Origin of the sequence: Gordonia jacobaea, from assembly GCF_001186365.1 — a bacterium.
In the GTDB taxonomy this organism is placed as follows: Bacteria; Actinomycetota; Actinomycetes; order Mycobacteriales; family Mycobacteriaceae; genus Gordonia; species Gordonia jacobaea.
The window spans coordinates 303,933-317,659 of record NZ_LDTZ01000015.1 but is presented as its reverse complement, the minus strand read 5'-3'; the positions used below and the strand labels follow the sequence as shown (position 1 = coordinate 317,659).

Annotated in this window: 15 protein-coding genes, 2 tRNA genes and 1 riboswitch; of the genes, 11 read left to right on the top strand and 6 right to left on the bottom strand. The window is 64.0% G+C overall.

Annotated elements, in window-relative coordinates; all coding sequences use genetic code 11:
* Positions 1–5: 5 nt before the first annotated feature.
* From ABW18_RS22975 to ABW18_RS07365, 3 genes are all read right to left on the bottom strand, one after another.
* The gene (locus ABW18_RS22975; RefSeq protein ID WP_197494609.1) at positions 6–164 is read right to left on the bottom strand and encodes a hypothetical protein; all 159 of its coding nucleotides are present in this window, start codon (positions 162–164) and stop codon (positions 6–8) included.
* A gap of 594 nt (positions 165–758) precedes the next feature.
* Positions 759–832: transfer RNA gene (locus ABW18_RS07370), tRNA-Ile, on the bottom strand.
* 167 nt (positions 833–999) lie between these two features.
* A complete protein-coding gene (locus ABW18_RS07365) occupies positions 1,000–2,157 on the bottom strand; it encodes a DUF418 domain-containing protein (protein WP_049698324.1) in 1,158 nt (385 codons plus the stop codon).
* Between the two features lie 87 nt (positions 2,158–2,244).
* On the opposite strand from ABW18_RS07365, the gene ABW18_RS07360 reads away from it, so the two are divergent.
* The 5 genes from ABW18_RS07360 to ABW18_RS07340 all read left to right on the top strand — a co-directional run bounded on the left by ABW18_RS07360 (position 2,245) and on the right by ABW18_RS07340 (position 4,356).
* The gene (locus tag ABW18_RS07360) at positions 2,245–2,844 is read left to right on the top strand and encodes a TetR/AcrR family transcriptional regulator (protein ID WP_049698323.1); all 600 of its coding nucleotides are present in this window, start codon (positions 2,245–2,247) and stop codon (positions 2,842–2,844) included.
* Positions 2,845–2,965: 121 nt separating this feature from the next.
* Positions 2,966–3,038, top strand: a tRNA-Asn gene (locus ABW18_RS07355).
* Positions 3,039–3,228: 190 nt separating this feature from the next.
* Positions 3,229–3,429 (top strand): hypothetical protein, encoded by a 201-nt coding sequence (locus tag ABW18_RS07350; RefSeq protein ID WP_049698322.1) that lies wholly within the window; start codon positions 3,229–3,231, stop codon positions 3,427–3,429.
* A 47-nt stretch (positions 3,430–3,476) separates the two neighbouring features.
* Positions 3,477–3,540: riboswitch (guanidine-III (ykkC-III) riboswitch) on the top strand.
* 15 nt (positions 3,541–3,555) lie between these two features.
* The gene (locus ABW18_RS07345; RefSeq protein ID WP_049698321.1) at positions 3,556–3,870 is read left to right on the top strand and encodes a DMT family transporter; all 315 of its coding nucleotides are present in this window, start codon (positions 3,556–3,558) and stop codon (positions 3,868–3,870) included.
* A 60-nt stretch (positions 3,871–3,930) separates the two neighbouring features.
* The gene (locus ABW18_RS07340; RefSeq protein ID WP_049698320.1) at positions 3,931–4,356 is read left to right on the top strand and encodes a pyridoxamine 5'-phosphate oxidase family protein; all 426 of its coding nucleotides are present in this window, start codon (positions 3,931–3,933) and stop codon (positions 4,354–4,356) included.
* Here the strand turns inward: ABW18_RS07340 and ABW18_RS07335 are convergent.
* Complete coding sequence (locus ABW18_RS07335; RefSeq protein WP_083444330.1) at positions 4,336–5,082, bottom strand: GntR family transcriptional regulator; 747 nt, start codon at positions 5,080–5,082, stop codon at positions 4,336–4,338. The genes ABW18_RS07340 and ABW18_RS07335 overlap by 21 nt on opposite strands.
* Entirely contained in the window at positions 5,039–6,175 is a 1,137-nt protein-coding gene (locus tag ABW18_RS07330; RefSeq protein WP_049698318.1) for an acyl-CoA dehydrogenase family protein, read from the bottom strand. Before ABW18_RS07330 ends, ABW18_RS07335 begins: the two co-directional genes overlap by 44 nt.
* A 107-nt stretch (positions 6,176–6,282) precedes the next feature.
* Here ABW18_RS07330 and ABW18_RS07325 point away from each other — a divergent pair, with 107 nt between their 5' ends.
* Positions 6,283–7,023, top strand: coding sequence for a hypothetical protein (locus ABW18_RS07325; RefSeq protein ID WP_049698317.1), 741 nt, complete (start codon positions 6,283–6,285; stop codon positions 7,021–7,023).
* Positions 7,024–7,050: 27 nt separating this feature from the next.
* Here ABW18_RS07325 and ABW18_RS07320 read toward each other — a convergent pair whose 3' ends face one another.
* Entirely contained in the window at positions 7,051–8,244 is a 1,194-nt protein-coding gene (locus tag ABW18_RS07320; RefSeq protein WP_049698316.1) for a TetR/AcrR family transcriptional regulator, read from the bottom strand.
* A 192-nt stretch (positions 8,245–8,436) separates the two neighbouring features.
* On the opposite strand from ABW18_RS07320, the gene ABW18_RS07315 reads away from it, so the two are divergent.
* The 5 genes from ABW18_RS07315 to ABW18_RS07295 all read left to right on the top strand — a co-directional run bounded on the left by ABW18_RS07315 (position 8,437) and on the right by ABW18_RS07295 (position 13,696).
* The gene (locus ABW18_RS07315; protein ID WP_235434308.1) at positions 8,437–9,276 is read left to right on the top strand and encodes an enoyl-CoA hydratase-related protein; all 840 of its coding nucleotides are present in this window, start codon (positions 8,437–8,439) and stop codon (positions 9,274–9,276) included.
* Between the two features lie 39 nt (positions 9,277–9,315).
* A complete protein-coding gene (gene fadD5 / locus ABW18_RS07310; RefSeq protein ID WP_049698314.1) occupies positions 9,316–10,917 on the top strand; it encodes a fatty-acid--CoA ligase FadD5 in 1,602 nt (533 codons plus the stop codon).
* Positions 10,918–11,042: 125 nt separating this feature from the next.
* Positions 11,043–12,173 carry an NDMA-dependent alcohol dehydrogenase gene (locus ABW18_RS07305; protein WP_049698600.1) on the top strand — a complete coding sequence of 377 codons (1,131 nt, stop codon included), beginning with the start codon at positions 11,043–11,045 and terminating at the stop codon, positions 12,171–12,173.
* A 28-nt stretch (positions 12,174–12,201) separates the two neighbouring features.
* Entirely contained in the window at positions 12,202–13,017 is an 816-nt protein-coding gene (locus ABW18_RS07300) for a serine hydrolase domain-containing protein (protein WP_049698313.1), read from the top strand.
* 160 nt (positions 13,018–13,177) lie between these two features.
* Positions 13,178–13,696 (top strand): DUF3145 domain-containing protein, encoded by a 519-nt coding sequence (locus ABW18_RS07295; RefSeq protein ID WP_005206476.1) that lies wholly within the window; start codon positions 13,178–13,180, stop codon positions 13,694–13,696.
* The last annotated feature ends 31 nt before the right edge of the window (positions 13,697–13,727 follow it).

The window sequence follows — 13,727 nt, the reverse complement described above, 5'->3', positions numbered from 1 at the left end:
GGTGGTCAGGCGGCGTTGAGCCTGCCGCCGGGTCGCAGTTCCTCGGGGAACATCGGCCGGTGCGGGTCCTCGGAGTTGTATCGGCAGCCACCGGAGTACGTGTGGGTGCCTTCGCAGCGGTCGGGCGTGGGGCGCGGGCGTCCCCAGATATGGTCTGCACTCATCGGCTCGCCTCCTCGGGCTCGGACAGTGGGCGACGGCGGCGCTGCGACAGCGAAGCGACCGGGATTCTCGGCTCGATGGCCTACCGAAAGTATGGGGCGACACCTGACCGGTCGGCCAGTTGACGCGAGGTTTCACTCGTGGTTGCGCGAATGTGGGTCGTGTCACCGGGCGGGCGGTTGGGGTGTTCGGGGCCGGGGCGGCTGCTCGGGGCCGGGGGCTCGCGGAAAGTAGGGGAAAGGACTCTTCCCGCAGTTGCTGACCCTTTCCCCGGAAGTTGCGCGGGGAAACCGAAGAGACCCGAGGAAAGAACGCTTCCCCTAGTTTCTGCGCCCCGGGACCGCAGCTGCTCGACGCCGCGCCGCGCGGCGCGACGTCGAACTGCACGGCTTCTCGGGCTGGGGCGCCCCGGCAGAAAGTAGGGGAAGGAGTCGTTCCTCGGGTTGCTGACCCTTCCGCCAGAAGTTGCGCGGGGAAACTGAAGAGACCCGCGGAAAAAACGCTTCCCCGAGTTCCTGCGCCTCGGGATCGCCGCTCGACGACGATCTCCGCTAGATCGAAGGAGGCCCCCACCTACATGGTGGGGGCCTCTCGTGTGCCCAGGGCGGGGCTTGAACCCGCGACCGGCCGATTATGAGTCGGAGGCTCTAACCAACTGAGCTACCTGGGCTAGCACCGAACGAGCCTACCCGGTCACCTGTCATTCGTAGGTCGCAGGTCGCGCGCCCGCCCCACCGCAGCGACGCGAGCCGTGCCAGTTACCGTGTGGAAGGTCGACTCAGGTCATTTGGCCTGGTCTGCCGACCGTAAAGCTAGAGAATGAACGTCGCCGCAAATTCAGCTGTGTACCCGTTCCCGCGACGCACCACTGAGAACGTCATACCCGCGATGCCACATCCACTCGAGCGGCCCTCGGTCGTGATGTGCCAGCCACAGGCGCGATCCCACCATCAGCAGTCCGGCGATCACGAGGAACAGCATCACGGTGACCGGGACAACGGTGGTGGAGTCGAGTCTGGACGCAAGGCCGAGTCCCCATCCGTAGCAGACCGCGCCTGCGAGCGCGTTCTGCAGGACGTAACACGTCAGGGCGGTGCGTCCTACGGGAGCGAGTGCACGACCAATAGCACCGGGTGCGCGTCCGTCGACGTAGAACTGTGCCAACCATGCCAGGATGCCGAACGCAACGATCGGGGCAAATCCGTAGCGGCCGAGGACGAGCCCGGCATCGCCTCCGAAAAGGCCTGCCGCAAAGTCCAGTGGTAACGCGATCGCCCCTGCGATCATCAGTCGACTCCGGAGCGCGGCACCGTGCGGTTCGAGCACACCTGCGCGCAGTAGTGCCGCTCCCGCAAGGAACAGCGCGATGGACATCGGCAGGATGAAGATGACTTCACTTCTGAACAGCACCAGGTGTTCGGCACGGAAGGCGACGAGTTCGAAGAAGGAGCCATCGGCATACGGATTCGGTGAGAGTTGTTGTTGCGCAACGGTAGTAGGAGTAGTGGTGGCGAGCGCCCACACCACTAGCGTCAGCAGCACAACGTGTATGCCCGCTGCGGTGAAGAGCGCGACCCGTTGCCGACGAATGCTCATCGCGAGGAGATAGGCGACGATGAGCCCGGTGACCGCGTATCCCGTCAGCACGTCGAACTCGGTGAAGAGGAAGTAGTTCACGGTGCCGTCGATGAAGAGCAGGATGGCGCGCCAGTAGTACTTGCCGGGCCACCTGTGCCCGCGTCTGGCCGCGGAGCGTTGCTGGATGGCGAGCCCGACGCCGAACATGATGGTGAGTAATCCCAAGAACTTGCCCTGGGTGATCTGCTGCAGCACGGACTGCACGGTGCCCCAGGTGCCCGACGCCTCGTTGGCGCCCAGGATGTAGCCGATCAGGCCGTCGACATTGGTGAAGATCCAGATGTTCGTGCCGAGGGTTCCCAGGATTGCGATGCCGCGCAGGACATCGAGGGAGACGTGTCGTCGTGTGTCGCCCATGCTGTGCTCCAGTCGTCGGAGTAGGTGATACGAGTGTGCTACCAAGGCTTAGTGGCTAAGCTAACACGAGTGAGCTAGCATAAGTCAATGCCCAAGCTGATCGACCACACCGAGAGGCGCTCCGAAATAGCTGAAGCGCTATGGCGGATTGCGTTGCGGGAAGGGGTATCTGGCGTTTCGATTCGCGAGGTTGCCGCCGAAGCGGGCATCTCTGCGGGTTCGCTGCGTCATGTATTCGCCGACAAGGAGGAGTTGCTCGAATTCTCCATGCGGTTGATCTACGACCGTGTCGCCGCACGGATTCAGGAGCGGGCACGCATCCGTGATCCGCTGCGCCGTGCCGATGCCATCCTGGCCGAGCTACTGCCGTTCGACGACAATCGGCGCGTCGAGATGCATGTGAACCTCGCGATGGTGACGGAGTCTGTGGCCCATCCCGGCCTGGCGACTGCGGCGGTGGAGGCACACCAGGGTCTGCGCGCACTCTGCGTGCGGGTGCTCTCAGATCTGCGCGAACATGGTCTCGTCGACGGCGATCGCGATCTGGACGCCGAAGCCCTACGACTGCACGCCCTCATCGATGGCCTTGCCATGCACCTCCTGCTCGCGGGCACCGATTCCCGAGATCAGACCAGCGCCGCGGTGAGCGAGCATCTCGCCTCGCTCAAGCACCCGCAAACGCCCTGAGGCGTGGCGAGGCGGCCCTGCACGGCACCCCTGTGACCAGTCGTTTTGTCCTGACGCGAGTCGATACGCTAGAGTCAGCGTTCGGTTCTGGTGCTGTTCGCGGCGCCCGGATCACGAGCAATCCCCCATAGCTCAATTGGCAGAGCATTCGACTGTTAATCGAACGGTTACTGGTTCGAGTCCAGTTGGGGGAGCAGAGTTAGAGCAGGTCAGGCCCGGTGTCCGCCGGGCCTTTCTTGTTTTTGGGGCCATAACCCCTGTTTTTGTCCCCCGGCACCGCGGGATTCGACCAAAGACCCTGGCACCGGCGTTGTGCTCGTTCTAACGTAGATCGCGACCAAGCTTCCGTCGAAGCGCGACGGAACTGTCGAGGAGGTCAACGCCATGTCAGCGCATTCACCGCTCTTCTATGTCCTTCCCGGTTTGGCAATCGCAATGGGACTCATCTTCGCCGCGGCAGGTATCGGCGACATCGCCAACTACGGTGGCGGGGTTGCCGCATGGCTGTACACGATCTTCGGCTTGGCGGTCGTGGTCGTCGGGGCCGGCGTGGTCGCAGTCGGCAAGGGCGGTTCGTCGGAGTAGCGTCCCGCCCGGCGGGAATTTTGCGGGTGTCCGATTTGCTACTATTGACATAGTCAATGCTGACACCCGGACGAGGCGCGCCGTACCCGGCCAGCGACAAGACGGCGCTCGGAGGTTCGACGTCTCGTGTCGTGGATCGTGTTGATCATTTCTGGTGTGCTGGAAGCTGTCTGGGCTACTGCTCTCGGCAAGTCCCAGGGGTTCACCCAAATTGTTCCCACAATTACTTTTGCCGTTGCGCTGATCGGATCGATGGCTGGTCTGGCTTATGCGTTGCGGGAGTTGCCAACTGGCACCGCCTACGCGATCTGGGTGGGTATCGGTGCCGCGTTGACCGTGACATACGCGATGGTGACCGGCGCGGAATCGGCGTCACTTGTCAAGGCGGGCTTGATCTTTCTCATCATCGTCGCAGTGGTCGGGCTCAAGCTCGCTCACTGATTGCTGGTCCGCACAGCTGGGTGCCGACGCTCGGCGAAGGAATTCACTAGCCTCGGCTTCATGGCGATGAACAAAGAAGAACGGCAAGCATTTCTCGCGCAGCCGCACATCGGCGCGCTCTCGATAGAGGCGGGTGCCGACCGTGCGCCTCTGGTGGTGCCGATCTGGTACCAGTACAGTCCCGGCGGCGACCTGTGGTTCCTGACAGATACGGAGTCACGCAAGATCTCGCTACTGCGTGCTGCGGGGCGCTGCACTGTGATGGCCGAGGTGCTGTCTCCGACGATCGCGTACGCCGCGGCGTCGGGTCCGGTGATCGATATCGTCGACGGAACCAAGGACGAGCTCACCGAGATGGCCGCGCGGTATCTGCCTGCCGACAAAGTCGCGGGCTACGTTGAGTCCGCCTCCTTCGAGGACGGTTCACAAACGAAAGTCGTTGTGCGGCCGCAGCAGTGGGTCGCTTCAGACCTGGGTTCGATCTGAGTCGGTCGTACCCCAGATGCCGCTCTGTTCGAGGTGGTGCGTCAAACGTGCTGCGCCATCAATGAACTGGCGACGCGTCTGCACCACTGCCTCGTCGATGTCGCCCGAACGGTAGGCGTCGATCAGCCGTTCATGGCTGTCGACCGCGGTGTGGCCCCACTCGGGGTCGTTGGCATAGAGCCGCGCCGGTGTGTAACGAGTGGCCGCGAGGAGGAACCATGCCAACTTCGTGCCTCCCGCGATGACGTTGTGAGCGCGGTGGAATTCGAACTCGGCCTCGATGACGCCGTCGTCGTCGCCACTTGCGACAGCCGCGCGCAGTCGTCGGGTCCACCACTGCAATTCGTCGAGATCGTCGGATGTCACGGCGGATGCGGTGCGCAGCGCGAGCCGCACCGCAATCTCGCCCTGCAACCAGAACAGGTCGTCGACGTCGACGCGGTCCAGCGGACCCACGCGGTATCCGCGGTGCGGCTCGAGGTCGACCATGCCCTCGCCACGCAGGGTCAGCAGCGCCTCGCGCACGGGGGTCACGCTGACACCCAACTCGGCCGCGACGTCGTCGAGTCTGATGAACTCACCCGGCCTGATGTCGGCCGTCATGATGCGGTGTCGCAGGTGTGCGGCGACCTCTTCGGACAGTTGAGGGCGCCGAGGAATCCGCCGCGGCGCCCTCGACCCGTCAGAGTCCGAAGGTCTTGCCGATGATGTCGCGCTGGATCTCATTCGTGCCACCGTAGACCGTCGAGATGATCGCACCACGCATCAAGCGCTCGGCGTCGAATTCTGTTGCGTAGCCGTAGCCGCCCATCATCTGCATGGCATCGATGGTCATGCGCTTGGAGGTTTCGGTGGCTTTGAGTTTCGCCATCGACGCCTCGCGGGGGAAGAGTTTTGTGGGGTTGTCGTCCGCGAGTTGAGCCACCGAATAGACGAGTTGCTTGGTGCACTCGATCTCGGTCGCGAGATCGGCCATGCGATGCCGCAGAACCTGGAACGACCCGATGGGACGTCCGAACTGTTTGCGCTCGGTGATGAACGCCAGAGTGTCGGCGAATGAGCGCTCGGCCACACCGAGTTGCATGGCTGCGAGGATGAGTCGCTCGGTGTTGAGTCCGGCCATCAATTGATTCCAGCCATTGCCGACCTCGCCGACGACCGCGGAGTCGGGCACCCGACAGTCTGTGAAGTAGAGATCGTTGACCTCGCGACCGCCGAGCGTGTCGATGCCCTTGATCTCCAAACCCGGTGTGTTGGCGGGGATGTGGAACTGCGTGATTCCCTCGTGCTTCTTGCCGGTGGTCGACGTGCGGGCAATCAGCAAGATCGATCGCGCGAAGTGCGCATTGGAGCACCAGGTCTTCTGTCCGTTGATGACCCACCCGCCGTCGACCTTCTCGGCACGGCAGGTGAGGTTGGCGACGTCGGAACCCGCCTCGGGCTCCGACATCGAGATCGAGAGGGCGTCACCGTTGACGACGCCGGTCAGGACTTCCTTCTTGAGCTGGTCGTCGGCGAACCGGTTGTAGGCCAGGGCGGTGATGAAGGTGGGGCCGATCCCGCCGATGGGTGCCATGCCACGCATCGCTTCTTCGAGCAGGATGCACATCTCGACGTTGCCCGCGCCCGACCCGCCGTAGGTTTCGGGCAGCATGATGCCGGCCCAGCCGAGGTCGGCCATCTTCTGGTAGAGCTCGCGCGAGTGCAGCTCCGTCCCGTCCTTGGTGTAGCGATTGCGCTGGTCGCGGGTCCCGACCTCGCGCTGGCAGAAATCGGCGACCGACGTTGCGAATGCGCGCTGTTCCTCAGTGAAGTCCACTGCTGTCCTCTCGATTGGCGAAGCCTGTAGGCGGCCTGGCCAAGATCATATATGTGATATGTCGGGTCGTGGTCTGGACCACACAATCGATGGCTAGATTGGTTGCCATGCCCAAATCGCGTATCCCGTCCGACGACGGCGTGCAGACCGACGTGGCGCGCACGTCGGGCGCCGACGTTTCGCCGCTCGACGGCGATGAGTTCCTCGCGGCGAATCGCAGTAGGCGTGAGCAGTTGCGCGCCGAGGCCGCCGACCGGGTGCCGCGCAAACTCGACACCACGAAGAGCGGCGGCGCGCGAGCCGATGCAGAGGAGGCCGCCGGACGAGTGAAGCGACCGGGTCGTGGACGGGTACTCGTCGGGGTGCTGGCAGCGCTCGTGGTGGTTCTCGCGATCTCGACCGGAGTTCTCGCGTACCTGTACGCGCAGGCAGATCGCCGAGTGTCCGACGCTGGGCCGTCGGAGGCCGATCGCACCACGGTGCTCGACACCGCGCGTCGCTACGCCGTGGAGCTGACCACCTACGATCCCGCCGACTACGCCGATCTCGATCGTCGGATCAGCAAGATATCCACTCCCGAGTTCAGTAAGACCTACATCGCGTCGTCGCAGGACGCGCGTAAGGGCAACGCAAACGCCAAGGGAGTGTCGACGGCGAAGGCGCAGCGCGCAGGGATCGAATCCATGACCGCCGACCGTGCGGTGGTTCTCGTGGCGTTGGACCAGACGGTGAAGTCGTCGGAAATCGCCGCGCAGGTTCCCGACGGCATCCCGTACCAATCGCGTGTCGAGGTCACGCTCGCCAAGAGGAACGGCACCTGGTTGCTCGACGATCTAGCGACCGTCTGACATCAGGCAGCCGGCACGTCAGCGCCGCTAATGGGAGCCGACGAGGATGGCGCAGCCGATCGCGGTGACCTGCTCGGCGGTTGGCGGGCGGCGTAGTCGAAGCAGATCCGAGATGACACTCAGCGCCGCGTGCACGAGGAAGCGCGCCTGCCCGCGAGTGATCGCATCGCCGCGATCGCGCGTGACCCAAGCGGCCCACTCGTCGACGTTGGCGCGTTGTTGGCGGCGCAACGCGCTGCGCTCGGCCGGGGCCAGGTGTCCGAATTCGCTCAGGTACACCGTCAGAAGTGCGTTGTCGTGCACGAAGAGTCGGACATACCGTGCGACGAGCGACTCGAGCGCGGCGCGATTGGTCGTCGAGGCCGCAAGTGCGTCGGAATTGGCGGCGCTGACGCGGTCGGAAGCTCGCCAGAATGCTGCCGAGAGGATCGCGGCCTTGCTCTCGAAGTGGCGGTAGACGCCGGATGCGGGAATGCCTGCAGCAGAAGCGATCTCGTCGATCGTGACGTCTCGGAAGCCTTTGGTGGCGAACAGCGAGATCGATTCGGAGAGTACGAGTTCGCGTTTGGAAGCCGGTGCCAGCCCGCGCTGCGGGGGATGGTCGGGTGAGTCGGTCACGCCTGTCTGCACGATGTCGGCCAACGAGAGCGCGCTGGTGACGAGAAGTCGGCGAATGTCGCGGTCTGCCAACGTCGTTCGGTGTGTGGTGGGACTCGCCACCACACTGATCATCGCCGCGACGAGAAGGTCGGCGTGGGGACGGGGGATGCTCGGACGCGTATCGAGAAGTGCTGCGCGGATTCGCCGATGCTGGTTCACCAAAACGGTTTTCACCTTCGTGGCGTCGTCGCCGTCAAGGTAGCGCTGATCCCAGCGATAGAGGCCACCGGTCCTGCGGTGGTCGATGGCCGACTGTGCAAGGGCGGTCAATGCCGACTCGAGATCGCTCGCCGACGTCTCGAGCGCCGCGGTCAGCGCGTCGGCGAGTAACCCTGTGGCCTCGGCGAAGAGTGCGTACTTTGTCGGGAAATGACGGTAGAGCGCGGGAGTGGAGATTCCGACGATCACGGCGATCTCCTCGAGGCGTACCGCGTGGTACCCGCGGTCGCTGAACTCCTGAGCCGCGGTTCGCAGAATCAACGCTCGCCGGTCGGCGGGTCGTCGACGTGGGGGTGCGCCTCCGTCGGTCAGGCGGTTGTCAGTCGAGGGCTGACTGCTCATCGGTCCAGAGTAGGGCGTGATCGTCTTCGCCAGAGAAGAAATTGCCAAATCGTCTAAAACTGGTGGTAGTAGCGGTGTGGCAGTTCACTAAGTTAATCCCGATTCCTATGTTGTACGTCTCATCGACATGTATGGTTGCGGCATGAATCACGTGACGGGCAAGCGATGGGGCAGGCCGTGTCTGGTAGTCGGGTGACTGGGTCTGACAGTCGGGTGATCGGCGGCGCGGCGTCTGGCACGTCGGTCAGCACCGGAATCAGGACCGAGGTCGACGACCGCGGGATCGCCCGGATCACGATCGATCGCCCGGAGCGGATGAATGCGCTCAACGGCGACGCCTCGAGTGCGCTGATCGACTTCCTCACCACCCGATGCGCCGAGGCCGATATACGCGCGGTGATCATCGACGGCGCAGGAGGAAACTTCAGCACCGGCGCCGATATTCGCGACATCGCGGCCCGGGCGTCGGAGAACGGAGGCATCGACGAACGGAGTGCCGCCTCCGTGATCGGTGGGGGTTCGGCGTTGGCTCGTGCCGTTCGTTCCGTCGAAGTTCCGGTTGTCGCCTCAATCGATGGCGCCGCGGTCGGGATCGGGGCATCGCTTGCGTTCGCCTCCGACCTCATCTTCGCTACCCGACGCTCCTACTTTCTCTTGGCGTTCACCAACATCGGTCTCATGCCGGACGGCGGTGCGACCGCGACGGTTTCGGCCGCGATCGGGCGGCCGCGCGCCAATCGGATGGTCCTCCTCGGCGAAAAGCTTCCTGCGGCAGAGGCATTCGACGCGGGCCTGATCAGCGGACTCGTCGACGACAGAGTCGCACTCGACGCCGAGATCGCCGGCGTCGCCAAACGATTCGCGCAGAGTTCGACGCAGGCGTTGCGTCTGGCGAAGGCTGCGCTCGACGCCAACACGCTCGCGGGATTCGAGTCGACCCTCGAACGGGAGACCAGCGGACAGACTCAACTGCTGCAATCCGACGAGTTCCAGGCGGCCATCGCCGCATTCACCACCGCACGCCGACACTGACGTTTCGAAATCAACGTCGAGAAATTCAAGGAGAGTTCCATGACCGCGACCGTCGACTCGGGGCAAGATCTCAACACAGAACCGCTGCGGTCCCGCCGCAACCACTGGAACAACCAGGTCCGCAGGCATGCCCTGATGCAGCCAGATGCTCCAGCGCTCAAGTTCCTGGGTGAGACGACGACGTGGAAGCAACTCGACGAGCGCACCACTGCGTTCGCGGCGGCACTGAGTCGTCGTGGCGTGGGGTTCGGCGACAGGGTGCTGATGGTCCTGCTCAACAGGACCGAGTACGTCGAAGCGATCTTGGGGGCCAACATCATCGGCGCCATCCCGGTGCCGGTGAACGTGCGGATGAGCCCCGCCGAGATCGCCTATCTGGTGACCGACAGTGGTGCGCGGACAATCGTCACCGAGACGTTGCTCGCCCCACTTGCCGATGCAGTTGTGGCTGCGACCGGAGACGTCGATCAGGTGATCGTGGTGGGCGGCTCGGACAACGAGGCCCACCTCGACTACGCCGCCCTCGTCGCCGAGGACGCATCCGACCTCCCGGAGATCGACATTCCGGAAGAGACCGTCGCACTCATCATGTACACATCGGGCACCACGGGAAAACCCAAGGGCGCCATGCTGACTCACACAAATATGCAGTCCCAGGCACTCACCTGCCTGCAGGCGCTGCATACCAGCCGTGACGACATCGGTGCCGGTGTGGCGCCGATGTTCCACATCGCCGGAATCGGAGCGATGGCGCCGCTGTTCTACATGGGCGCGACATCGGTCATTCATCCGCTCGGGGCGTTCGACCCCGAGCAGATGCTCGACATGTGCGAACGTGAGGCCATCACGTCGATCTTCTTGGTGCCCGCCCAGTGGCAGGCTGTCTGCGCGGCGCAGCAGGCACAACCACGCGACGTGAAGTTCCGCGTGATCAGTTGGGGCGCAGCGCCCGCCTCGGACACCGTGCTGAACGCGATGAACGAGACCTTTCCCGATGCGCTCAACGTCGCGGTTTTCGGACAGACCGAGATGTCGCCCATCACATGCGTTCTCGACGGCGCCGACGCGCTGCGCAAGATCGGATCGATCGGCAAGGTGGTTCCGGCGGTCACCGCGCGCGTCGTCGACCCGATGATGAACGACGTCGCCGACGGCGAGGTCGGGGAGATCGTGTACCGCGGGTCGAACATGATGCTCGGGTACTGGCAGAACCCGCAGGGCACCCAGGATGCCTTCCGCGGGGGCTGGTTCCACTCGGGCGACCTCGTGCGCCGCGACGACGAGGGTTTCCTCTACGTGGTCGACCGCGCGAAGGACATGATCATCTCGGGCGGCGAGAACATCTATTGCGCCGAGGTCGAGAACGTCCTCTACGGCCATCCGAGGATTTCCGAGGCGGCTGTGATCGGACGGGCCGATGCGAAGTGGGGCGAGGTGCCGGTCGCCGTGGTGGTGACCGTCGACGGTGCCGACCTCACCCTCGAGCAGATGGAGCCGTACCTCAACGAGAACCTCGCGCGGTTCAAGCAGCCCAAGGACATCGTTCTCGTCGAAGAACTGCCCCGCAATGCGGGCGGCAAGGTCGTCAAGCCGCGTTTGCGCGAAAGCTACGGCAGCAAGGACGCGGGTCTCGCGAACTGATCGCGCCACAAGAAGTAGAACACGTTCCATTTTCGACTAAAAGTGACTATCGTCTCAGTAGGACGCCAGGCCCGTGCCGTCACATGCGGCGCGCTCGGCGTGTACGACGACAAGCGGAGGACATGATGAAGACCAAGGGTGCCCTGCTGCGAGAACTGAACTCGCCGTGGGAGATTGAGGAAATCGAGATCGGCGAGCCCAAAGCGCACGAGATCAAGATCCGGATGGAAGCCGCCGGGATGTGCCACTCCGACCATCACCTGATGACCGGCGGCATCCCGATGGCGGGCTTCCCGATTCTCGGTGGTCACGAGGGTGCGGGTGTCATCGAAGAACTCGGCGAGGGGGTCACCGATTTCGAGGTCGGCGATCACGTGGTGCTGTCGTTCATCCCGTCGTGCGGCAAGTGTCCGTCGTGTCGGTCGGGGCTGGCGAACCTCTGCGACTTCGGCGCGATGCTCCTCCAGGGAGAAGCGGTGTCGGACCACACCTTCCGTATTCACACCGCGAAGGGTGAGAACGTCTATCCGATGACGCTGCTCGGTACCTTCTCGCCGTACATGGTGGTGCACGAGGCATCGGTGGTGAAGATCGACAAGGACATTCCGTTCGAGGTCGCCGCGCTCGTCGGTTGTGGCATTCCCACCGGCTACGGGTCGTCGACGCGTAGTGGCGATGTCCGACCGGGCGAAGACGTCGCGATCGTCGGTGTCGGCGGCGTCGGAACCGCGGCGCTGCAGGGGGCGGTGATCGCGGGAGCGCGCAACATCTTCGCGATCGACCCGGTCGAGTGGAAGCGTGAGCAGGCACTGAAATTCGGTGCGACGGCGGCATTTGCGTCGATCGACGAGGCCGCGGGAGCCATCGCCGAGACGACTCACGGTGCGATGTGCCGCAAGGTCATCGTGACGGTCGGAGAGGTGCACGGCAAGGACGTAGACAGTTGGATGGGCATCACCGCCAAGGCGGGCACCTGCGTGCTGACCGGTATGGGCAACATGCTCGACACCGAGGTGACGCTCAATCTGTCGATGCTCACCCTGCTGCAGAAGAACCTGCAGGGCAGCATCTTTGGCGGTGCCAACCCCAAGCTCGATATCCCGCAACTGCTTTCGATGTACAAGATCGGCAAACTCAACATCGACGACATGATCACCCGGCAGTACCGGCTTGATCAGATCAACCAGGGCTACCAGGACATGCTCGACGGCAAGAACATTCGCGGAGTCATCCGCTACACCGACGACGATCACTGATCATCGTCGACCGGTAACGTAGGTCCCCGTGAGTGTTCTCGAGGCCCTCGACTCCTGGCCGGTCGACAACGTCGCCGCGGCAATCGTCACCACCGAGGGGGTCGTCGCGCACGGCGACACCGCCCGCATCTACGAGCTCGCCTCGGTCACCAAGCTTCTGGTGGCCGAGGCGGTTCTCGTTGCGGTGGAGGAGGGCGCCGTCGAACTCGACGACGCGGCCGGGCCGCCCGGCGCGACCATCGCTCATCTACTCGCACACGCGTCGGGACTCGCGTTCGACAAACGAGAAGTCGAGGCGCCGGTGGGGGAGAAGCGGATCTACTCGAGCGCCGGATTCGAGGTACTCGCCGAGACCGTCGAGGCCGCAACGGAGATCGCGTTCGCCGACTACCTCGCCGAGGGAGTCTGTGCGCCGCTGGGGCTCTCGTCGACGACGCTCGACGGACCCGCCGGCCACGGAGCACGATCGAGCGTCGACGATCTTGCCGTTTTCGCTGCGGAGATGCTGCAACCACGACTGCTCTCGTCCGACCTCGCCGACTCTGCGCACTCGGTGTGGTTTCCGGGTCTCGACGGCTTTGTGCCCGGCTACGGCAAGCACAAGCCCAACGACTGGGGACTCGGATTCGAGATCCGATCGCACAAGTCGCCGCACTGGACGGGCACACGTAACTCGCCGTCGACGTTCGGGCACTTCGGACAGTCGGGAACCTATCTCTGGGTCGACCCGGAGCTCGCCGCAGCCTGCGTCGTGCTGACGGACCGGCCATTCGGTGCCTGGGCCAAGCCGCTGTGGACCGAGTTCAACGACGCCGTCGTCGACACGCTCGTCGCAGACGACTGACGCGACGGGCGGGCGGGTGAATCAGTAATTCACACCAATCACCTTCGGAGACTAGCGCAACACGTACAACATCAGGCACAATAAACAACACGAGTGTGATATCCGCTGTCGCGAGGTGTGTTGGGGAAGACGTTCCTCGTCGACAACGGAGGTGAACAAGGTGCGCAACCTGAATCAGTTTGCGGACATGACGACCGGAGTGGTGTACATCCACTCAGCGCAGGCTGCGCTGTGCCCGCATGTGGAGTGGGCTCTGTCGTCGACCCTTAATGCGCGGGCCAACCTGAAGTGGTCCGCCCAGGATGCCGAACCCGGCATGCAACGGGCAACTGTTGATTGGACAGGTCCGGTAGGTACTGCTGCGCGGCTGGCGAATGCGCTGCGCGAATGGTCGTCGCTGCGCTTCGAGGTGACCGAGAATGCCAGCGAGGGCGTCGACGGTGAGCGGTTCAGCTATGTTCCGGGACTTGGCTTGTGGCGCGGATCGACGAGCGCCAACGGCGACGTGATCATCGGCGAGATGCAACTGCGCTCCCTGATCGAGGCTCAGCCGGACAGCGCTGGACTCGCAGGCGAACTCGAAGCCGCGCTCGGTACGGCCTGGGACGACGCCCTCGAGGCGTACCGCATGGGCGGCGCGGGCGCCGAGGTGACCTGGCTGACGCAACGCGTCGGTTGAACCACATCGGAGTTGGTGACCAACCTCCGAT

Excerpts from the sequence above, each read along its gene's own strand:
- ABW18_RS07325 (WP_049698317.1), top strand. The coding sequence starts at position 6,283 with ATGCCCAAATCGCGTATCCCGTCCGACGACGGCGTGCAGACCGACGTG.
- ABW18_RS22975 (WP_197494609.1), bottom strand. The coding sequence starts at position 164 with ATGAGTGCAGACCATATCTGGGGACGCCCGCGCCCCACGCCCGACCGC.
- ABW18_RS07320 (WP_049698316.1), bottom strand. The coding sequence starts at position 8,244 with ATGAGCAGTCAGCCCTCGACTGACAACCGCCTGACCGACGGAGGCGCA.
- ABW18_RS07350 (WP_049698322.1), top strand. The coding sequence starts at position 3,229 with ATGTCAGCGCATTCACCGCTCTTCTATGTCCTTCCCGGTTTGGCAATC.
- ABW18_RS07360 (WP_049698323.1), top strand. The coding sequence starts at position 2,245 with ATGCCCAAGCTGATCGACCACACCGAGAGGCGCTCCGAAATAGCTGAA.
- ABW18_RS07365 (WP_049698324.1), bottom strand. The coding sequence starts at position 2,157 with ATGGGCGACACACGACGACACGTCTCCCTCGATGTCCTGCGCGGCATC.
- ABW18_RS07340 (WP_049698320.1), top strand. The coding sequence starts at position 3,931 with ATGGCGATGAACAAAGAAGAACGGCAAGCATTTCTCGCGCAGCCGCAC.
- ABW18_RS07335 (WP_083444330.1), bottom strand. The coding sequence starts at position 5,082 with ATGAGATCCAGCGCGACATCATCGGCAAGACCTTCGGACTCTGACGGG.
- fadD5 (WP_049698314.1), top strand. The coding sequence starts at position 9,316 with ATGACCGCGACCGTCGACTCGGGGCAAGATCTCAACACAGAACCGCTG.
- ABW18_RS07305 (WP_049698600.1), top strand. The coding sequence starts at position 11,043 with ATGAAGACCAAGGGTGCCCTGCTGCGAGAACTGAACTCGCCGTGGGAG.